Below are 20,383 nucleotides of genomic sequence, written 5' to 3' on the forward strand. Positions count from 1 at the left end.
CGGCCGCGGCGTGCTCGCGTCGCGAAGTCGTCCTGTCCGCCGCCGACGCTGATGTCGGCCGGTGGCCGACGTGGCGGACCGGAGCCGCCTCGGCCGGTGTACCGGGTACTTCGTCGGCGCCATGGCGGCCTTCGCGGTCACGTCCCCCTTGGGCGAACCTCGTACAGCCGGTGAGCAGGACCAGCAGTCCCCAGGCGGCGGCCGCCATGCCTGCCGGGCGGAAGTCCGCGAGTGATCCGGACACCGCCGCGGCCAGCAGCAGCGCCGCCGACACCATGGCCGACCGGTGTCGTCCCGCCCGGACCGCCCGGGGCATCGGGCGTCGGTGCCGAGCTCCGGTCGCGCGGGAGGATGAGGGCCTCGCCGTGGAGACGGCGGTGACCACGGGCCGGTCGTGGGGTGTCGCAGCCCCTGCGGGGCGGTCTGGTTCCCGATTCGGACGTGGGGCGGGAGCCGGTGTCGTTGCGAGGACGCGGTGATCGCGTAGTCCCGGAAGGGCGTGAAGCCGCAGCACCCGCCGCTGTCCACGGCCCCGCACGCGTTCAATGCTCGTGATGTGCGCCATCCCGGTGTCCTTCCGCTTCGCTCGGCCCGACCACAGGGGTGACCGGTGGACTCGACGACGGCGGTGTTCGGAGGGGACGAGGGCCGTCGCGACGCACTCGGAACGCTAGGCTGGTGTATTAGTACACCTCAAGGGGCGACGTGTGATCTCACCCGATCGACCGAACACCGAGTTCGACACGGACACCGGGTGTGCTAGAACACCCGGTGAGTGGAGGAGGAGAAGTCAGCGTGTCGACGAACGAACGGCCCATGCCGCGCTACATGCAGGTTGTCGAGAAGTTCCGGGACCGCATCCTGGCCGGAGACCTGGCCGAGGGGGACACCATCCCGTCCGCCCGGGAGATCGCCCTGACGGAGAACGTCGCCCTCGCCACGGCGACCAGGGTTCACGCGACGCTGCGCGCCGAAGGACTCACCCAGGCCAGGCCCGGTGTGGGGACCGTGGTGCGTCGCATCCACCTCAGCGCCCGCGACCGGTCGCAGCTCGTGCTGACCAGCGGACGGATCTACCCCTCAGGCCACTACGCCCGGATCCTGTCCGCCGAACTGGTCCACGCGCCCGACCACGTCGTCGACGCGCTGCGGCTGGACCCCGGCGCGCAGGCCGTCCGCAGGCGCCGCACCACCTTCGACGCGAACGACCTGCCGCTGTCGACGTCGGTGTCGTGGTTCGACGGCGCCCTGGCCGAGTCCGCGCCCGCGTTGCTGTCGACCGAACGCATCCTGGAAGGCACCGCCCGCTACGTCGAGCAGCGCAGCGGCCGGACACGCTCCGACCGCGAACAGCTGTTCCTGTCGGCCGGTCACGCCACCGCCGAGGAGGCGCTGCAGCTCGACCTGCCGGAAGGCTCGGCGATCCTGCGAGGACGCAACCTCTACTTCGACACCGACGACGGTGTCATCGAGTACGGCGAGTCCGCCAGCCGTCCGGACCTGGAGACCAGGTTCGACTACTCCACGAGCACGGAGAACCGATGAGGCACCTGCACAGCGGCAAGGTCCGCGACCTGTACGAACTCGACGGTGGCGACCTGCTGCTGGTCGCCACCGACCGGGTATCGGTCTACGACGTGGCACTGCCCACCCCGGTGCCGGACAAGGGCGCGCTGCTGACCCAGCTGTCGCTGTGGTGGTTCGACCAGCTCGCCGACCTGGTGCCCAACCACGTCATCTCCGCCACCGACGTGCCGCTGGAGTTCGCCGGCCGCGCGATCCGCTGCACGCCGTTGAAGATGGTCACCGTGGAGTGCATCGCCCGCGGCTACCTCACCGGCCTGGGCCTGCGCGAGTACCGGCGCGACGGCACCGTCTCCGGCGTCGCCCTCCCGCCCGGCCTCGTTGACGGCAGCAAGCTCCCCGAGCCGATCTTCACGCCCACCACCAAGGGCGGCGACACCGGCCACGACGAGTTCATGACCTTCGCCGACGTCGTCGACCAGGTCGGCCAGGACCTCGCCGAACGCCTGCGCGAACTGACCCTGGCCATCTACACCACCGGCGCGGCCATCGCCGCCCAACGCGGCATCATCATCGCCGACACCAAGGTCGAGTTCGGCATCGCCGCCGACGGCACCCTCACCCTCGGCGACGAAGTCCTCACCTCCGACTCCTCGCGCTTCTGGCCCGCCGACCAGTGGCAGCCCGGCCGCGAGGGCGGGCAGCCCTCGTTCGACAAGCAGTTCGTCCGCGACTGGTCGTTGACCACCGGCTGGGACAAGACCCCGCCCGGACCGGACATGCCCGATGACATCGTCGACGCCACCCGCGCCCGCTACATCGAGGTCTACGAACGCATCACCGGCAACACCTGGGCCCGGGACCCTGAGTTCCGACGCGACCCGACCACCGACCCCGCCCTCGACGGTTACCGCAAGCTCGATCTCGACGGCCAGCTCGGCTACACCCGCCGCATCCACGGCGACTGACCGGACGCGGCGACGCCCTCGCACCCTCCGGCAGTGCGTTCGGGCGTCACCGGAACGCCACCGCCGGACGTGGAAGGGCGGTCCTCAACAAGGTCACTCCCAAGAGGACCGCCCTAGATCTTGGGCCGTTGGCGCATGGCGGGGACGAAAGCAGGGGATGGAACCTGGTCCGGGGCAGGACGACGATCGGGCGGTTGTTCCGGCGGGGCATGGCCCGACTCGTCGTCCACGGAGTCGACCACCTCCACGGCGTCCTCTGCCGTAACCACCTGCCACGGACGGCAGTCGACTCCCATCGAGCAGTGCCGGGTACCGGACAGGCAGGGACCTACAAGGGGCAGTGAGCTGGCCCGGGCTGCACCGAAGCGGACGGCATCGCCGCCCCGTGTCCAGCCGCCGGAACACAGAGGGTCGGCGATGTGATCCTCCCGGCCGTCTGCCGCGACGGTCTCACCGGCGCCGACGAACTCGCGACCATGTCCGACCGCTCGCTCTGGCACACCCGCGTCACCGGTGAACCTGAAGTCGAGATGACGTTGCCCCCACCTGCTCGGCAGCTACGCCCCGACCGGTGTCGTGTCGGCCGGCGACCACTGACCACCCGGACCCAACACCACCGTCGAACCGAGCCCGACCACGTCTCAGCCTCGGCCACCTCGGACGGGCGCACGGCCGGTCCTGCGGCGAAGTGCCCGAGTGCCGCTGTCGTTCAGCGCACGGATGATCTCCGGACGTTGGGCTGGAGTGGTCCCGCGCAACACGATCACGAGGCCGAGCACACGCCCGACTACAAGACAGAGAGTCACCAGAGCGCCCACTGTGCCCAGTGTTCCCAAGCTCGACCACATGGCCACCTCCCGCCATCAGTCAAGCACCGCAACGGCCGAAGATGCGTGACTTCTGTTAGTGGGAAGCGGAAATTTCGGCATGGCGCACCTGCAGTTCGTAAAATGACGCATATCGGCAGCCGCTAGAACACGATGACCGTGACTACGCAGGGTGGCCTCGTCGATGAGTGGAACGCCATGAGCAGGCCGGATTCCGGAGCCGTCCGCGTGCGGCGTCCTCGTGATGCGGTCTCCGTCGATTGCCCCGCCCCGAGCGGGGCCTGTTGAGCCGGCCGTTCTTCCAAGAGGGCCTCATCAACTGCTCCCGCCCCGCACGGTCTGCCGCGGATCGGTCGATGCGGCCGTGGCTGACCTCGAGCCGACCAGGATCCACCCGGCTTGCTCACTCTTCGTGTTCGATGAGCACGCAAAGCGAAGTGGGTAGTTTGCTACATGCGACTACATGTAGTTATCTGTTGACGATCTGGTGTTCGGAACGGTGTCGTCGCCGATTGAACGGCATGCCCATACCGGTTTCGTGTCCACCAACGGACGAGTGCGCCATAAGTCGGGTGCGACCACGTGACCTCAGTGGTCAAAGTTTGACTGGTCAATGTTTTGACCATACGGTCGCCGTGTGACAGCCGATCAGGCCACCCCGCAGGCCGTGCAGGACTTCATCAACGCCCGTGACGCACTCTTCCGCGCCATCGACTTCGACCATGCACGCGGTGTCGGTGCCAACGAGATCGCCCGCGCGGCCGCATCCGCGATCAGCAGGCCCACCGTGCTGTCCTACCTCGCCGCCACACGACTGCACACCGACGCGCGCGATGCCCTGCGCGCAGCCGGACTCGAAGGCCCCTTCGGTATCGAGATCACCGGCCGGTTCGGCCGTGAATCGCGCATCGTGCTGCTCGTCCTCGCCTGCGACCCCGACGAGATCGAGCAGGACCCGGACACGCTGGTCGCCCGGGCCGCCGACGCCCTGCGCGACGCGGGCATCGACATCGACCGTCCCGAGCAGCGGGGTTCGCTCAGGGACGCGCTGTGGGACGGCGAGGCCCTGCGGCTACGCCGATCGCGGCATCGGGCGCGGTAACCGGCGCTTCTGCTCCGGCGTTCGACGGACGACACCGTGGACACGGCCGCCGCGGCCGGGTGGGGACGGGGCAGTTCACTGCGGCAACTACGCCACCCGCAAGACACCCGAGATCAGGACCAGGCTCGTCAGCTATCCCCGGTTCCACCTGCACTTCACCCCGACCGGCGCCTTCTGGCTCAACCTGGTCGGGCGACGAGTTCGTCGCGGTACTCGCGCACCGCCTGGAGCTTCGGTTCGTCGCCGGCCGCCCGTGTCAACGCGCCTTCCAGGATCTTCACCCCCTGGTGTTCGTGTCACGGACGACTCCCTCCAGGCCCTGTCGGACCATGTCTGGAAAACCACCGGGCTACCGGGGGAGCTCACACCAAACATGATGAAAAGGGTTCACTGCTGGAAGACGTCCCGGGGCAGGACCTCGCAGCCCAGGGCTGCCGCCGCCTGGGCCACGACGGCGTGGACCCGTTTCACGTCGGCCGGTGGGTACGTGATCTCGAATCCCTGGGGGTCGTAGGTCACGCGCCAGTCGCCGGCGTCGACGACGTGCTGGTCGCCGACCGAACGGCGTACGGTCGTGTCGCCCAACGCGGCTCGCAGGATGTCCAGCGACTGCGTGTGCGGGGACAGCCGGACCGCCAGCAAGGACCGCCGCGGACCGACCGGGTCGAACCACTGGCTGTGCGCGCGGAACGCGTCCGGCAGCAGCTCGCTCTTCAGCCTGCCCGCGAGCCAGCCGGCCAGGAATGCCGCCGCCCCGACGGGATGCTCCTCGAACTCGGCGCTTCGCAGGCCCCACACCACGACCGGCCACGCGTCCGGCTCGCCTTCGGTGCGCCAGCACAGCAGGTCCCCGTTGCTGGTCGCGCCCCACGGCGGAAGGCCGCCCGGCTCCGGGTGGATGGGGTACGGGTAGTACTCGGGGTAGTCGGCCCTGGCCTCGCGCTCGTAGTCCAGGAGGTCGTCCGCGTCCGATTCGAGCCGGATCAGGTCGCAGAACTCGCCCAGCCCGTAGGTCTCGACCAGCGACCGGTAGTCCTCGGGGAGCGGGGGGTCCACCGGCGGGGCGGCAACGGGGACGGCCGGCGGCGGCGCGAGACGCCGGAGCTCCTCGATGGGGGTCACGGGCCGTGAACCTACTCTGTTCGCGTCGGACGCGGTGGCGGAAGGGCAATCGCACTCGGTCGGCCGCGCTGACGACTGGTTGTACGGGGCCATGATGTTGGTGACGGCGTCGTGGAGCCGGGTGGCCGGCGGCTATTCCGTTCCGTCACGAAATCGCCTGCAAGTAGGTGTTTCCGAGCTATCGGTGTTGGGTGAGTCGGCGGCCGGCGGGGTCGTTCGTAGTCGCGGACGCAGCGGCGGTGTCCTGCGCGCCCGGTCGAGCAGGGGGTCGGTGCAGGCGCCGTCGGCCCACACCAGCGCGATTCGTTCCCCGGCGGTGGCGCGCATCCGGCGCAGCAGGCTGCGGGCGGCGACCGGTCCTGCGTCGAGGCGGGCGTGACCAACACGGCCACCGGCAACCCCAGGGTGTCCACGACGATGTGCCGCTTGCGGCTTGACCTTCTTCCCGCCGTCCCAACCGCGGGTGGACCGGCTGACGGTCTCGGCGGCGCGCACGGACTGCGAGTCCATCACCGCCGCCGACGGAGCCGCCGTCCGCCCCTCCGTCAGGCGGAAGCGGCCGCGCAGTCTGCGCACCGACTGGCTTTCACCTGCGCAAGCCCGAAAACGGGCACTGATAAAGCCATGGTGCACCGATCGCAGGGCGCTGCCCGGCAGGTTCGGCATCCGGCCCGGCTGCTGCGGGTGCCGGGCCAACGCCATCGCCCGCCGTCTCGACGTCGCGGTGACGGCGGATGACGGGCGTGGTGACCGGGTAGCCCTTGGCAGCCGCGAGAGCATGGGGACGTGCAGCACAACGAGATCAGTGGCGGGCAGTTCTTCAACGCGGTCGTCCAGGGGCGGGACGTCGTCATCGAGTCCCCGCGGGAGATCACCCCGGCGCTGGGCGGGCTGCCCGACCGGTCGGTGGCCTTCGCGGGGCGGGACGACGTGCTGCGAGACGTGCTGGGCGCCTTGGACCCGGAGGCCGGGGGAGTGCTGGTGCAGGCCGTGTCCGGGCTGGCGGGCGTGGGCAAATCCGAACTGGTCAAGCAGGTGGCCCACGTGGCGCTCGGCAACCCGGGCTGGTTCCCGGGCGGGGTGCTGTTCGCGGACCTGTCCGGGCAGGACCCGACCCGCCGCCTGGAACCGGGGCAGGTGCTGGAGGGGTTCCTGCGCTCGCTGGCCGTACCTCCGGCGAACATCCCGCCGGACGTGCAGGACCGGATCCGGCTGTACACCTCGGTGCTGGCCGCGTACGCCGCGCAGGACAAGCGCCTGCTCGTCGTCCTGGACAACGCAGCGGACGCGGCGCACGTGCGACCACTGCTGCCCACGGACGGGTCCACCCGCGCACTGGTGACCTCCCGCCGTCGGATGGGCGGCTTGGCCGCGCGGCTGGTCGATCTCGACGTGCTGACCCCCGAGGCGTCCGTGGGCGTGCTGCGCGACGCCCTGCGCCTGGCGCGTGGGCGAGGCGACCGCCGGGTGGACGACCACTCCCGGGACGCCGCGACCGTGGCGCACCTGTGCGGCCACCTGCCCCTGGCGCTGCGGATCGCGGCCGCGCTGCTTGCCGACGACCCGGCCTGGTCGCTCGCCGAGATGGCCGTCGCGCTGGAGGACGAGCGCGCCCGGCTGGACGAGCTGAGCTACGAGGACCGCGCGGTGCGCGCCGCTTTCGACCTCTCCTACGACCGCCTCGACGCCCGGCACGCCCAGGTGTTCCGGTTGCTGGCGGTCAATCCCGGTCCGGAGGTCTCCACCCCTGCGGCCGCCCGGCTCTCCGACGTCGACGAGCGCACCGCCCGGCGGATCGCGACGGAGCTTGCCCGGGCCCACCTGATCGAGCACGGCACCGCCTCCGGTCGGTGGCGCATGCACGACCTGGTCCGCATCTACGCCGCGGAGCAGGGCGAACGCAACGCCGAGGCCGACGACCGCGGCGCGGCCCTGGACCGGCTGTTGGGCTACTACCTCACCACGACGCAGGCTGCCACTCGCGTGTCGTCCGGTGACGGCGAGGCCGGCCCGTTCGCGACCCGGGAGGACGCCATGTCGTGGCTGGAGGCCGAACGCCCCAACCTGACGGCCGCCGTCCACGCCGCCGGCCACCGTCCCGAGGCGGTGGTCGCCCTGGCCTTGGCGGTGGACGACTACCTGGGCCTGCGGCACCGGTACCCGGAGTGGATCGCCGTCGCCGACGCGGCGGTGACGGCCGCCCGGCGGTCCGGTGACCGACTCGGCGAAGGCCGGGCCTTGGACAGCCTGGCCACCGCGTTGTGCGAGATCAACGCGGTGGATGAGGCCATCGAGATCGCGCGGGAAGCAGTCGCGGTGCTGCGCGCGGCGAACTTTCAGGAGGAGGAGTCGCACGCGTGGTCGACCCTCTCGTTCGCCTTCGCCGCCGCCCGGCGTTTCGGCGAGGCGACGGACGCCATGCACCGGAGCGCCATGGTGTTCTTCGAGGACGCGGACAGCTCTGCGAAAGCGAGCCGGGTCAGCACCGACGAGGGGACGCTGCTGGACACGATGCGGAAGTTCGACACCGCGTTCAAGACCTACGCCGAGGCGATGGCCGCCGCCCGGGAGTCCACCGACCCGAAGGCCGCGCAGCGTGCGGGCGAGGAGCTGACCTTCGCCCTGACCGGCGAACGATCGCCCGACCGGGCGGACGAGGTGCTGGCCCGTCGGATGCTCGACGTGGAGGCCGTGAACTTCGACCCGGGGTTACGGGCCGCGGCCCTCCACTACCGGGCGCAGTCCCTGGCACGTCAGGGCCGACTGGCGGAGGCCGTCGGTGCCTTCGACGACGCCGTCTCGGCCATGCGGCACGCGGACGGCTTCGACGGGCTGGCCCTGGCGCTGACCGACCGCGCGTTCCTGATGCGGAGCGCGGGCCGGTCCGGCGAGGCCGTCGCCGACCTCGCTGAGGCGGCGGAGCTGTTCTACGACACCAGCGACCTGCTGCGATCGGGCCTGGCCCGTAACAGCCTCGGCACCGTGCTCACCGGCCTCGGTCGCCATGAGGAAGCGATCGAGGCGTTCCGCGCCGCGTTGGACGCCTTCGAGCAGTCGTCGCACCGCCTCGGCCGGACCAACCGACGCGCCACGCTGAACAACCTCGCCATCGCCCTGGACCGGGCGGGCAGGCCGGACGAGGCCACCGAGACCCGCCACCAGGCCGCGACCGGGACCTGAAGTCCGTGACGGGTGTGTCGAGCCTGTCGCGGTACTGCCTGTTCAGCGTTGCGGGGAAGGTCAGGTCGAGCCCCACCCCCTCGGGGTCGGATATGGCGGGGTGTTGTCACCGACGAGATCCGGGCGCACCCGGATCGGGGAGTACCTCTTGCCCGTTCATTTCCCAGGTGCGTTCGGGTCGAGGTCCCCGTGGAGGAGTGCGCGTTCGGTTTCCGGGGTGCCGATGGCGGTGAACAACGCCGCGGCGCAGTGCCACGCGGTTCCGGCGGCGTGGGGTTGACCGTCGGCCTGGAGGGCGTGGCCGAGCAGCAGGGCGGTGCTCGCTTCGCCGTGGCGGTGGCCGGTGGAGCGGTGCAGGGCGAGTGCGCGTCGGCCGCAGGTGAGGGCTCGGCCGAGGTCGCCGGTGTCAAGGTGGACTTTCAGGAGGACGGTGAGGGCGTGGGCCGCCACGACGCGGAAGCCGACGCGGTCGGCTTCGGCGTGGGCGTGCTCGGCCAGCGTGCGCGCGTGGGTGTGGTTGCCGAGGTGGTGGTGGCAGGAGGCCAGGCCGATGAGGGCCACGACCTCGGCGTAGCGGGTGTCCGCTTCCCTGGCGAGCCGCAGTGCGCGCTCGTGGTCGGCGAGGGCGGCCTCCGGGTGGCCCAGGCGCAGGTGCACGGCGCCGCGGGTGTTCAGGGCGTTGGCTTCGACCGGGCGGTGGCCGGTGTCGGCGGCCAGGGCGACGGCCTCGTCGGCACGGTCCAGCGCGTTGTCGTGCTCGCCCTGGTCCAGCCGGATGCCCGCGAGGACGCGGAGCGATTCGGCCTCGGCGCCGCGGTCGCCGACCTCGCGGTGCAGGGTCAGGGCCGCGGTGATGTGCTCGTGCGCGGTGTCCAGGTGGCCGAGCAGGTGGTGCGTCTCGCCGAGGTTGGCCAGGTTCACCGCCTCGTTGTGGCGTGAGCCCGCTGCGCGGTTCAGCTCCAGCGCGCGGGCGTGGTGCTCGGCGGCCCGCTGGAGTTCTCCTTGCAGCACGTAGACGAGACCGAGGTTGCCCAGCGTGTTCGCCTCGCCCGCCGGGCGGCCGGTGCGGATGGCGACGTCGAGGCCGGCCCGGTAGTGCCGCGCGGCCTCGGGCAGTTCGCCCAGCCAGAAGTGCGCGGTGCCCAGGTTGCTCAGCGCGGCGGTCGCCCCGTCGAGCCAGCCGCCGGACCGGGCGTGTTCGGCGGCCAGGGTGTACTGCCCGATCGCGACCCGGTAGCGGCCGTGCAGTCGGTGCAGGTCGGCGAGGCAGAGTTCCGCCGCGGCCCGGCCGACCGGATCGCCCGCCGACGTCGCCGCGGTGAGCGCGGTGGTCGCGATCGCCTGCCACTCGACCGTGCACATCCGCAGCCAGAAGTAGCCGCGCAGCGAGTCGGCCAGCAGCCAGGAGAACTCGCCGTGCGCGGCGGCGGCGAGGTTCGCGCGTTCGGCGTCGAGCCAGGCCAGCGCCTCCGTCCCGGTGGCGAAGGCCGGCGTGCCGACACGGCTCGCGGGCACGGCCAGTCGCAGTCGCGTCGGGTAGAGCTTGCGGGCGCCGGCGTCCACGCCGCCCAGGTACCAGTCGAGCAGTCGGCCGGTGGCCGCGGCCCGGTCGGCCTCCCGCGCGCCCAGCTCGGCGGCGTACAGCCGGAGCAGGTCGTGGAAGGCGTACCGGCCGGGAGCGGGGCGGACGAGCAGGTGCGCGTCGACCAGCAGTTCCAGCGCGGACGTCGTCGGTCCGGCGTCCGCGTCGGCCAGCGCCGCCGCCGCGCCGACGCCGAAGTCGGCTCCGGGCACGAGGCCGAGCAGCCGGAACAGCCGGGCCGGCTGCGCTGCCAGGGCCGCGCAGGAGTGGTCGAACGCGACCCGGACGGCCGTCTCGTCGTCCCCGACGACCGCGAGCCGGTCGAGCCGGTCGTCCGCGGCGAGTTCCGCGACGTGCGCGGCGACGGTCCGGTCCGGGTGCAGGGTCAGGTTGGCGGCGGCGATCCTCAGCGCCAACGGCAGGAACCCGCACAACCGCGCGAGCTCGCCCACCGCGCCGGTCTCGGCCGCGACCCGCGCCGGCCCCAATGTCCTGGTGAGCAGCGCGTGCGCCTCGTCGGGCGTGAGCACTCCGAGCGCCAGGTGCTCGGCGCCGTCGCGGGCGACTAGGCCGCCGAGGCCGTACCGGCTGGTCACGATCACCACCGAGCCGGGACCGCCCGGCAGCAGCGGACGGACCTGGTCGACGTCGCGGGCGTCGTCCAGCAGCACGAGCACCCGCCGGTCGGCCACCAGCGTGCGGTAGAGGGCGGCTGCCCGGTCCGGGTCCGGTGGCACCTGCCCGGCGGGCACGCCCAGCGCCGAGAGGAAACCCGACAGGGCCGCGATCGGCCGCACCGGCGGCGTGGGGGCGTGCCCGCGCAGGTCCACGTGCAACTGCCCGCCGTCGAACGACGTCCGGACCCGGTTCGCCCAGTGCACCGCGAGCGTGGTCTTGCCGACCCCGGCCGGCCCGGCGACCACCGCGACGGCCGTCGAGTCCGTCGCGCCGGCGAGGAGCGCGTCGAGCCGTTCCAGGTCGCGTGCTCGTCCCGTGAAGGCGGACGCCGAGATCGCCGCGGGCAGTTGCGCGGGCAGGGGAGTCGTCGGTGCGGGTGACGGCGGGGTGTCGTCGCCGAGGTGTTGCCGGTAGGCGGCGAGGGCGTCACCGCCGGCGAGCACGGCGTGCTCCACCTGCCTCGGCACCGCGCTGGGCTCTATCCCGAGCTGCTCGACGAGAGTGGCGCGCAGCCGCCGGAACGCGGCCAGCGCCTCGCCCTGCCTGCCCGCCCCGTACAGCGCGAGCATCAACTGCGCCCACAGCCGCTCCCGCAACGGGTGCTCCCGCACCAGCGCGGTCAGCTCGGCGACGAGCTCGGCGAACCGCCCGAGTCCCAGGTCCGCGTCGACCCGCCGTTCCAGCACGGCGAGCCGCCGTTCGTCCAGCCGGTCCGCAGCGGTCCGGCACGAGTCCAGCGGCACGTCGTGCAACGCGGGCCCCCGCCACAGCCCGAGCGCCGCACGCAGCCGGTCCGCGCCCGCCAACTCCTCGAACACGTCGGCGTCCAACTCGCCGGGGGCCACCCGCAGCAGGTAGCCGGGCGCCCGGGTGAGCAGCCGGCCTGCGGGCAGCACCCGCCGCAACCCCGACACGCACCCGTGCAGCAGCCGCCGTGCCGCCGACGGCGCGTCATCGCCCCACAGGTCGGTCACCAGCCGTTCCTGCGACACCGCCCGGTTCGCGTCGAGCAGCAGCAGGGCGAGCAACCCCCGCTGCTGCGGCCCGCCCAGCGCCACCGGCCGTTCGTCGGCCAGCACCTCCAGCGGACCGAGGATCCTGAACGAGAGGGGCACGGCGGACCTCCGCGGAAGGGGCGCACACCCCTGTGAAGAGCCGCCGTGCCCGCCGCGGATACCCCTTTCGGTCAGCTCACGACCGCGGACCGGACCTGGAACGACCAGTCCGCGGAGTCGGTGGGGTCGTTGTCGCCGTACCGGAGTCGGATCGAGCCGGCGTCGGCCACGACACCCAGGTCGCGGATGTGGTCGTCGCCGGCCGAACCGGTGCCCGTGTTGTCCATGACGAAGCCCTGGATCACCTTCGGCCCGGCGTTCGCGGGCAGCGTGGCGGTGCCGCTGTCACGCACCAGGCCCGTCGCCAGGGTGCTGCGGAGCCGACTGGTCGGCACCCACGCGTAGTCGACGTCGTAGGTGAAGGGGTCGTCCCCGTTCCGGTCCCGGAACGCCGTCACCAGGAAACCGCCGCTCTCGGTGATCCCGATCTTGTCCAGGTGGTGGTCGCCGTTGTCGAACGCGACGCGGAAGCCGGTGAGCACGAACAGGAAGCTCCCGCTCGGGCGGGTGAAGAGGGGCACCGAGCACTCGCCCCTGCAGTTGCCGTGGAACGAGTGCTGCGAGATCCCGGTCGGATCGACCCGCTCGTGGGCGAGGCGGTAGTCGAAGTTGTCGTCGCTGTTCGCGTCGGCGAACGAGACCTGCACCGCCAGCTGTTGCGGCAGCGGCATCGCCGCCACCTGCCGGATGTGGTGGTCGCCGCCCGTGAAGTGGTAGTCGAAGCGGGCGAGCAGCGGCGCGCCGACCGTGCTCGCGGCCCGGAACACCGTGCCCCGGCCGCTGCCGACCAGTTCGTCCAGTGCCTGGACGCCGATCGGCTGTGCGGCGGCGACGGCCGGCGAGGACAGGCCGCCGAGAACGGCGACGGCGGTCGTGGCCAACGCGATCGCCACAGTGCGCGTGGATGGGTTCATGCGGTGACCCTGCGCCCGGGTTGTGGGCGAATTGTGGGCATCCGGTGGGAGCCGGGCCGCGTCCGCGTCCCGCCGTCGTCAGTGGCCCCGGTCCGGGCGGCGTGGGGGGCGGTTGAGGCTGACGGTGGCCCAGAGGACGTGTCCGTCGGGCGTGTGGACGGTGCCGGAGGCCGTGCTCAGCCGGCGCGTCCTGGTCAGGTCGGGCGCGGTGGCGGGACGGGCGGCGCCGAAGTAGCGGACGGCGACGGCCAGGTGCTCGGGACGGCGTTCCAGCAGCAGGATCAGCACGGTGCCGGGAATCGCGGTCGATCGGGCCAACCCGGCCAGCTCACCGGCCAGCAGTGCCGTGCTTGGGGTGACCTCGTGCAGGCCCTCCCACGCGCGGCAGGTGCGTCGGGTGAAGTCGCGGGCCAGGTGGTCGGTGTCGGTGTCGAGGGGGAGCAGCGCCTGGTCCCGTTGCCGCGGCGGCGGGTCGCCGACGGCGTCCAGCGCCGCGGGCACCCCGTCGTGGCAGGGCAGGAACCGGGGGATGCCGTTGCGGGCGAGCATGCGGCGGTGGCCGGCGGTCGTGGCGGCGAGCAGCAGCGGGGTGCTCGACCAGCTCTGACAGCGCGTCCACACCGATACGAACACGCTGGTCATGGAACCGCTGCCGATCTCGAACCCGGGACCGAGGACGACGATCAGCGCCTGCGGCTGCTCGATCATGTGCTTGAGCAGACCGTCGCGCAACCGTGCGTAGGTCGACAGGTCCAACCGGCCGGCGGGGCACAGCAGCACCACGTCGTGGTGGGACCGGACCGGCAGGGACAGTTCCGAGCCGGGACCGCGCGGTCTGCTCTCGGACGAAGCGGACTGGTCCACCGTACCGTCACTACAGCGCCTGGCTGCCGCGCGCTCCGCGCATCAGCGGACGACGGCGAATGCCACCCGAACGCATGCCTCCGCAGGTGGGGCGGCGTTCGGCGGATGTGGTCGAAGCCGCCCGCCTCACCCTGAGGTGACCGACTGTCGCCCCAATGCCACGATCGGCCGGGTGCTCGTGTCGCGGTTGCCGAGGACGACCACCGTCCGACCGGTGTCCGGGAACACGTCCGGGGCCGCCCGGCCGGGGCCGCTGCCGGAGTCGACGAGAACGCGCCGTGGTGGGGCTGCCGGTGTAGGGCAGCCAGGGCGTGGTCGTGATGTCGACCCGCTCACCGGACGGCGGTGGCGCGGCGGCCCTGAACGGCGTCCGTGGTCGGCGGGACTGCCGGAAGCGTGCAAGGACGTCGCTGGTACGCGGTCGCGATGGCGGGTCGATCGGGCCGGCGGGCCCCGACCGCGGTGGAGGACCAGCGCGGTGGAGGACCGGTCAGCCGTTGCTGTCGTTACCGCCGTAGGAGCCATTGGTGACACCATCGGCGCCGCCGGCCCCGTGCGGGCCGAGTCGTGCCCGGGAAGTCGTGTCGGCGCCCGATCGCCCCCTGGTGTCGGCGGGCACGTCCAATCCTGCCCGTTGGGCGCGGGAACGCCGGTCGACCAGGTATCCCACGAGCAATACGACTGCGCAGAAGACGACTGCGTAGATCCAGGTCGGCATCGCTGTCCCTTCATGGTTCCAGGGATGATCGCTCGCGTGCGATCGGAATCGTCCGGAGCGCCGGTATGTGTGCTGGCACGCTTCCCGGTGGTGGACTTGGGCATTGCTTGACGTTGGGGTCGGTCCGCTACGCCGGTCCTCGGGCCGGAGCGTCACCGGGTGGGGTGAAGGCGAACGTGACACCGGTGAGCTTCTCGCTGTCGTCCCAGAGTCGCCGGGCCGCGGCGGTGTCCTTCGCGCGTGCGGAGATCCGGGCGCGGGCGGGAGGGCCTTTGAGCTCGAAGAAGCGGGTCGGGCCCCAGTAGCTGCCGCTTTCGGCGTCCGGGTCGGTGGCGGCGCGGAGCGTGGGCAGTGCGCCGTCGTGCGGCTTCATCCCGACCAGTGGGCTGACGAACCGGGCCAAGGCCCCCGCGGTGCGTCCGAGGTCGGTCGCGGTCCAGCCGGGGTGGGCGGCCGTCACCCGCGGGTGTCCGGCCCCGGTGCGGCGGTGCAGTTCGAGCGCGAACAGCATGTTCGCGAGCTTGCTCTGCCCGTAGGCCTTGCCGGCCTCGTACCGGCGGCGCTTCCAGTCGAGGTCGTCGAAGTCGATCAGCGCGGTGTTCTGCGTCATGCTGGAGACCACGACGACCCGCGATCCCGGTGTCCGTTCCAGGAGTGGGAACAACTGTGCGGTGAGGGCGAAGTGACCGAGGTGGTTGGTCCCGAACTGCAGCTCGAAGCCCTGTTTCGTGCGGGTGGGCGGCGGCACCATGACGCCCGCGTTGTCCACGAGGAGGTCGAGCCTGTCGTCGCCCGCCCGGAACGCGTCGGCGAACGCGGCAACGGAGTCGAGGTCGGCCAGGTCCAGCAGCGCGAACCTCACGGTTCCCGAAGGGGCGTCGGCGCGGATGGCCCGCACGGCCGCATGTCCTTTGTCCGGGTTGCGGCAGGCCAGCACCACGTCGGCGCCTTTGCGGGTGAGCATCCGCGCCGTCTCGAAGCCGATGCCGGTGTTGGCGCCGGTGACGACCGCCGTGCGGCCGGTCTGGTCGGGGATGTCGTCGAACGTCCACCCGCTCATGACCCGAAGTCCGCCCGGTCGCGATCGGGGAAGGTGAAGCCCTTGGTGAACAGCCAGATCGGGAGGATCAACTCGAACAGGCCGCCGGGGACCAACGCGATCATCCCGACGCCCGCGGTCACGTCGAGGACGCCGAACACGTCCAGCACGCACCCCGCCAGCAACGCCGGATAGCCGATGACGCCGAACAGCACGATCCACCGGGGGACCAGTCTCGACCGGTACAGCAGGGTGGTCATGCACATGCCGGCGGCGGTGGTGACGAGGTAGATCATCAGGATGGCCACGCCGTACTGCGCCCGCAGCAGCGCTTCGAGGCCCGTCGTGACGGACGTGTCGACCGTGCCGTCGCGCAGCCCGGCGCCGAGTTCGATCACCAGCAGCGGGATCGCCAGGTAGAACAGGCTCGCCGCGAGTTCGGCGACGCGGAAACCCACGTGCGCGAGGGCCAGGGACTCCCCGTGCCGCTTGAGCAGGGGGTACAGCAGGACGGCGATCCCCACGACCCCGAACTGGCCCGCCAGCAGGATCGCGCCGGTGGCCAGCGCGGTGGTCTGCGCGGACGCGCCGGCCAGGAAGTCGGGCCGGTCCAGGACACCGGAGTTGAGCGTGTCGGCGAAGATGAACGCGACGGTGGCGGTGAGGAAGAGCAGTCCGACGAGCGCGGCGGTCTTCCTGGTGGACGCCGTCGTCGGCCCGGCTCGCTGTGTCGTCGGGGCGGTGGTGGTGGGCGGGTGCGCTCTTTCCGGTGCTGACATCGGGGTGGCCTCATGTCCGGTCGTAGGGGTCGAAGCGGTCGTCACGTCGGGTCGCGGTCATCGCGCGGTGGTGACCGGGTCTTCGCGCCGCCGAAGTGCGCCCGCGGTGAGGCGGCGACCTCGGATCACCAGCCACAGCGCCAGCAGGAACTCGCCGACGAACGTGTAGGTGGCGATGTCGGGCCAGGGGTGTGGGGTGAGCATCACGCCGAAGCTGTCGACCAGGTAGCCGAGTCCCGCGATGACCACCAGCGCGCCGAGGACCTTCGGCATGAAGCCCGAGCGGTGCGCCAGGTAGCCGACCACGACCAGGTGCGCGCCGAACAGGACGAGTGCGACCGCCCAGAGGTCGTAGAACGCGTCGACCTCCAGCATCACCTGGGCGTTGCGCTGATCCACGCTCAACACCCCGAGGTGGTCGCCGTCGCCGAGCAGGCGCACCGCCCCCAGCAGCCGGGCGATCGCGACCATGAAGACACCCGCGTACACGAGCCTGAACGCCGCCGCGACCATCGAGGTGTTCCGGTCCACCGCGCTCAACACCCGGTACAGCCCCCAGGCCACGACCACGTCGAGCGCGACGACCAGGAACAGGCTCGTCACACCGAGCCGGAACAGGGTGCCGGACTCCGTGATGCCCGCCGCCGTCCGTCCCGCGTCCCCGCGCGTCAGCAGCCCGTCGAGGACGAACACCTTCGCGAAGCCGGCCAGAGCCGCCATCAGCAGCAGGCCTGTCCCCGCCGCGATCGCGGCGTTACGGATCGAGCGGGTCGCCGCCGTCACGGGCGCGGCGGCGATGGAGCCATCCCCGGTCTGCCGTGGTGCGGGCGGTGTCCGGGCACCGGGCGTCATCGGATCTCCTCACGGGAGAGTGTGCTGTCGCCCGACGAGGTCGTCGTGGCGGGAAGGACGTGCGGGCGCGACGTGGGCGCCGCCGGATATTCCCGGCGTCGTCGACTTCCCGAACGGGAGCGGTATTTTGTACGCTGTACAAATCCTGTTCCTGGTCCGGACCGAAGTCAAGGGAAGGGCACGCACGCTCATGGCCGTGTCAGTCAAGAGAGGCCGTCGCGGCCCCCGGCGGGCGCTCACCGAGGACGAGATCCTCGACGCCGCACTGGACCTGCTCGACGAGGGAGGACCCGCTGCGGCGTCCGTGCGGGGCATCGCCGCCAGGGTCGAGGTCGCCCCCAACGCGGTGTACACGTACTTCCCGGACAAGGCCGCCGTGGTCAAGGCGATCGTCGACCGCCTGCTCGGCGAGGTCGACCACGACGTGTTCGCCGACCGCTCCCAGCCGTGGCGGCTGCGGGTGGAGGCACTGGCACTGGAGCTCAGGCAGCGGATCTCGGCGCACCCGGGCGCCGTGCCCCTGCTGATCGGAGGGCCGTTGGACGGCCCCCATGCCCTGGCGTTGAACGAACGGCTCCTCGAAGTCCTCGCCGACGCCGGACTCGACCCCGCCGACGCCGCGCGTGCCTCCTACCTGGTCGTCGTCCACGTGCTCGGCTCGATCGCCCTGGAGATAGCCGACGTCGACGGCCACGGACCGCTGCCGCCGGAGGCGGATCGGATCACCCGCAGGCGGGGTGCCTTCTCCGCCATCCCCGCCGACCGCTACCCGCTGTCGGCCGCGGCGGCCACCACCATGGCCGACCACATCTCCACCGACCAGTACCTCTGGGGGCTGCACCGACTGCTCGACGGCATCACCGCCGCTGGCGCCCGACGGTGACCGAAGCGGGAGCCGGCGTACACCCGGAAGGAGTACGGAGGACGGCTGTTCATTGCATGGTGGTAGCGGCTGCTTTGTCTCCCGAACGGATTGATCGGGTACCCGGGGCTTCGGTGGTGGCACTTCGGTCCACGGGCCCCGGCTTCCGTCGGTGGCTCACCACCTCGATCACCACGTGACTAACGTGAACCGGCCACCCCGCAATCCTGCGTTGTGGTCGTCGCACACGTGCGGTCTTGTGAGGGCGCCAGGCCCGGACGACCTTCCGGCCGCTCCGACCGTCACGCTCGAGAGGCGCAACCGGGTGTCCGTCGCCAGGGCCTTCATCGCCACCGGACCACCCCGGTGGTGCTTCACCCTCGCCGTCGCGCTGTGGCTCGGCGGGTTCCTGTCCGTACCAGCGCCCCTGTTCGATGCTCACACCCGGCTTTCCGGAGCCGTCGCCGACTACCTCCGGGTGGACTCCTCGGCTCCGGCGCGGCTCGTGGTCCCGGAAAGCGGCGTCCGGCTTCTCTGGGTGGAACGCCGGATCGGCGCCGAGGCGTCGTACCTGGTCGACACCGCTCTGGAAGGGCTGCACGCGCTCAGGGACACCGGTGTGGTGGTGGCCATCGACCCGCCGGTCACCCTCAATCCCCACCCCGCCCGGCTGGAGCGGGCCTCCCGCACCTACCTGCGTTCCGACGAGCACGGCCGGTGGAGCGCCGCGACGATCCTGGCCGCGGAGATACCCGCGGGTGAGTACACCGTGTCGACACCGCTGGGCGGCGCCACCCGACTGGCCGTCGGTCCTGATGTCGAACCTGTCACCGCGGGCTGGGGGCGGCTTCTGTTGTCGCTCGCGGGTGCGGTGCTCTGGATCGTCACCTACCGGGGCCGTGAGCGGGCGCGCCGACGATTCGAGGAGCCGAGTCGATGGACGACGGGTTGACCGACGAACAGCGCGAACGACTCGCCCAGGCCACTTTCGAGGCAGGTCGCACACCTCCGAAGTACGACGACCTGGTGCTGCTGTTGCTCGTCTCCGTCCCGCTGGTGATTCTCTTCAACGTGCTGCTCACGCTGGTGCGCGGCGTCGGGTGGCTCGTCCACGACTCGTGGCTCGGGTTCCTCTTCCCGGTCGCGGGCGACAGCCCGACCCGGGTCCTGCTCTCGTCGATCACCCTGGCGCTGCTCGGACCGGGCTTGCTCGTCATGGTCGCCCGCGCGCTGCGCACGACCAGGTGGGCGGCGATCGGGACGCTCGTGCTGTCCCCGCTGGCCGTGCCGCTCGCGCCCACCCTGGGCATCCTTCTCTACCAGACCTGGGCCAGTTCCACGGTGGGTGCCTGGTGAGCCGACGGAAAAACGCGGTGGCCGCGCTGACCGTGTTCGGTGCGGTGCTGCTGATCATCGGTGCTGTGATCCCGTGGGCGGGCGGGCCGGGAGTGGACGACCCCACGGTCGGGTTCGGTCCGCGAACGGGCCGGAACCCGACCGTGGGCGACCGGTACCACCTGGCCGGCGGCGACGCGCTCACGGCGGCGGTCGCCGGTATCGCCGTCGCGGTGGTGGCGTTCGTGCTGATCCGGTACCGGGCACGGCCGGTGCACCGCAACGTGCTCATCGGAGCTGCGTTGTTCGCCGGCGCCTGGGCATTGCTCGACATCAACTCCATCGGCGCCGAACCCGGCATCGACGTCCACGTCACCGTCGGCCCGTTCATCGCGCTCGTCGGCGCGGGCAGCACCCTGGCAGCGGCTCTGCTCGTCGTACCCGACCACGCGCGTGACCTCGCGCTCCGCACCGACCGGGCGCTGCGCTTGTGGGCGAGGAGCCGGCAGTTCGAGTCGCTGGCACGGCAGCAGGAGAACGTCCGGCGGGCCGAGCGCGTGCTCGGCGATCACCCGACCACCGCATCGGCGATGCTCCTCCTCGCCGAAAGCTATCTCCTCGCCTCCCAGCCCGGGCGGGCCGCAGTGCTGATCGACGCTGCCGAGGCAGGGGCCGCCGCGTGGGCGGCGCGATACCCGACCGATCACATGACGCTCGTGGACTACGCGGGTCGGCTGCGGTCAGGCCGGTTCTGACGACGAGACCGTGTACTGCTGGGCCAGCGGGAGGTCGCCAACCCGGTCGGGGTTCGACCTGTACCCCGACATGGACCAGGTCGTGGCGGCCACGGTGCCCGAGTCGTCAATGATCGAGTCCGAGTCGCGGGACGTCCCGATGTGACGGCCTCGAGGATTCCGGGTCG

15 protein-coding genes and 1 pseudogene are annotated in these 20,383 nt (G+C 71.7%); 9 read left to right on the forward strand and 7 right to left on the reverse strand.

Translation table 11 applies throughout. The annotated features are described in order from the left end of the window. The first annotated feature begins 795 nt into the window (after positions 1-795). From ACR807_RS06810 to ACR807_RS06825, 4 genes and pseudogenes are all read left to right on the forward strand, one after another. Positions 796-1,545: a GntR family transcriptional regulator gene (locus ACR807_RS06810; protein WP_438920355.1), complete on the forward strand. Its 750-nt coding sequence runs from the start codon at positions 796-798 to the stop codon at positions 1,543-1,545. Next, positions 1,542-2,492, forward strand: coding sequence for a phosphoribosylaminoimidazolesuccinocarboxamide synthase (locus ACR807_RS06815; protein WP_438920356.1), 951 nt, complete (start codon positions 1,542-1,544; stop codon positions 2,490-2,492). The genes ACR807_RS06810 and ACR807_RS06815 overlap by 4 nt, the downstream gene beginning before the upstream one ends. 1,464 nt (positions 2,493-3,956) lie before the next feature. Then, complete coding sequence (locus ACR807_RS06820) at positions 3,957-4,421, forward strand: hypothetical protein (RefSeq protein ID WP_438920357.1); 465 nt, start codon at positions 3,957-3,959, stop codon at positions 4,419-4,421. Positions 4,422-4,506: 85 nt separating this feature from the next. After that, positions 4,507-4,626: pseudogene (locus ACR807_RS06825) on the forward strand (IS630 family transposase); the annotation flags it as partial. A 182-nt stretch (positions 4,627-4,808) separates the two neighbouring features. Here ACR807_RS06825 and ACR807_RS06830 read toward each other — a convergent pair. After that, positions 4,809-5,543 (reverse strand): SMI1/KNR4 family protein, encoded by a 735-nt coding sequence (locus ACR807_RS06830; protein ID WP_438920358.1) that lies wholly within the window; start codon positions 5,541-5,543, stop codon positions 4,809-4,811. A 786-nt stretch (positions 5,544-6,329) separates the two neighbouring features. Between ACR807_RS06830 and ACR807_RS06835 the strand changes: the two genes are divergently transcribed. Then, a complete protein-coding gene (locus ACR807_RS06835) occupies positions 6,330-8,723 on the forward strand; it encodes a tetratricopeptide repeat protein (protein WP_438920359.1) in 2,394 nt (797 codons plus the stop codon). Positions 8,724-8,879: 156 nt separating this feature from the next. Here ACR807_RS06835 and ACR807_RS06840 read toward each other — a convergent pair whose 3' ends face one another. The 6 genes from ACR807_RS06840 to ACR807_RS06865 all read right to left on the reverse strand — a co-directional run bounded on the left by ACR807_RS06840 (position 8,880) and on the right by ACR807_RS06865 (position 17,264). Beyond that, positions 8,880-12,098 (reverse strand): AfsR/SARP family transcriptional regulator, encoded by a 3,219-nt coding sequence (locus ACR807_RS06840; protein ID WP_438920360.1) that lies wholly within the window; start codon positions 12,096-12,098, stop codon positions 8,880-8,882. A gap of 71 nt (positions 12,099-12,169) precedes the next feature. Next, the gene (locus tag ACR807_RS06845; protein ID WP_438920361.1) at positions 12,170-13,012 is read right to left on the reverse strand and encodes a hypothetical protein; all 843 of its coding nucleotides are present in this window, start codon (positions 13,010-13,012) and stop codon (positions 12,170-12,172) included. Between the two features lie 78 nt (positions 13,013-13,090). Further along, complete coding sequence (locus ACR807_RS06850) at positions 13,091-13,876, reverse strand: STAS domain-containing protein (RefSeq protein ID WP_438920362.1); 786 nt, start codon at positions 13,874-13,876, stop codon at positions 13,091-13,093. An 845-nt stretch (positions 13,877-14,721) separates the two neighbouring features. Continuing rightward, positions 14,722-15,654 carry an oxidoreductase gene (locus ACR807_RS06855; protein WP_438920363.1) on the reverse strand — a complete coding sequence of 311 codons (933 nt, stop codon included), beginning with the start codon at positions 15,652-15,654 and terminating at the stop codon, positions 14,722-14,724. Further along, a complete protein-coding gene (locus ACR807_RS06860) occupies positions 15,651-16,412 on the reverse strand; it encodes a DUF4386 domain-containing protein (RefSeq protein WP_438920364.1) in 762 nt (253 codons plus the stop codon). Before ACR807_RS06860 ends, ACR807_RS06855 begins: the two co-directional genes overlap by 4 nt. Before the next feature lie 57 nt (positions 16,413-16,469). Beyond that, positions 16,470-17,264: a DUF4386 domain-containing protein gene (locus ACR807_RS06865; protein WP_438920365.1), complete on the reverse strand. Its 795-nt coding sequence runs from the start codon at positions 17,262-17,264 to the stop codon at positions 16,470-16,472. Between the two features lie 196 nt (positions 17,265-17,460). Here ACR807_RS06865 and ACR807_RS06870 point away from each other — a divergent pair, with 196 nt between their 5' ends. The 4 genes from ACR807_RS06870 to ACR807_RS06885 all read left to right on the forward strand — a co-directional run bounded on the left by ACR807_RS06870 (position 17,461) and on the right by ACR807_RS06885 (position 20,216). Continuing rightward, a complete protein-coding gene (locus ACR807_RS06870; protein WP_438920366.1) occupies positions 17,461-18,147 on the forward strand; it encodes a TetR/AcrR family transcriptional regulator in 687 nt (228 codons plus the stop codon). A 151-nt stretch (positions 18,148-18,298) separates the two neighbouring features. After that, positions 18,299-19,078, forward strand: a complete 780-nt coding sequence (locus ACR807_RS06875; protein ID WP_438920367.1) for a hypothetical protein — start codon at positions 18,299-18,301, stop codon at positions 19,076-19,078. Beyond that, positions 19,063-19,482, forward strand: a complete 420-nt coding sequence (locus ACR807_RS06880; protein ID WP_438920368.1) for a hypothetical protein — start codon at positions 19,063-19,065, stop codon at positions 19,480-19,482. The genes ACR807_RS06875 and ACR807_RS06880 overlap by 16 nt, the downstream gene beginning before the upstream one ends. After that, positions 19,479-20,216, forward strand: coding sequence for a hypothetical protein (locus ACR807_RS06885; RefSeq protein WP_438920369.1), 738 nt, complete (start codon positions 19,479-19,481; stop codon positions 20,214-20,216). The genes ACR807_RS06880 and ACR807_RS06885 overlap by 4 nt, the downstream gene beginning before the upstream one ends. Positions 20,217-20,383: the final 167 nt, after the last annotated feature.

Source organism: Saccharothrix sabaoui (assembly GCF_051756985.1).
Lineage (GTDB): Bacteria > Actinomycetota > Actinomycetes > Mycobacteriales > Pseudonocardiaceae > Actinosynnema.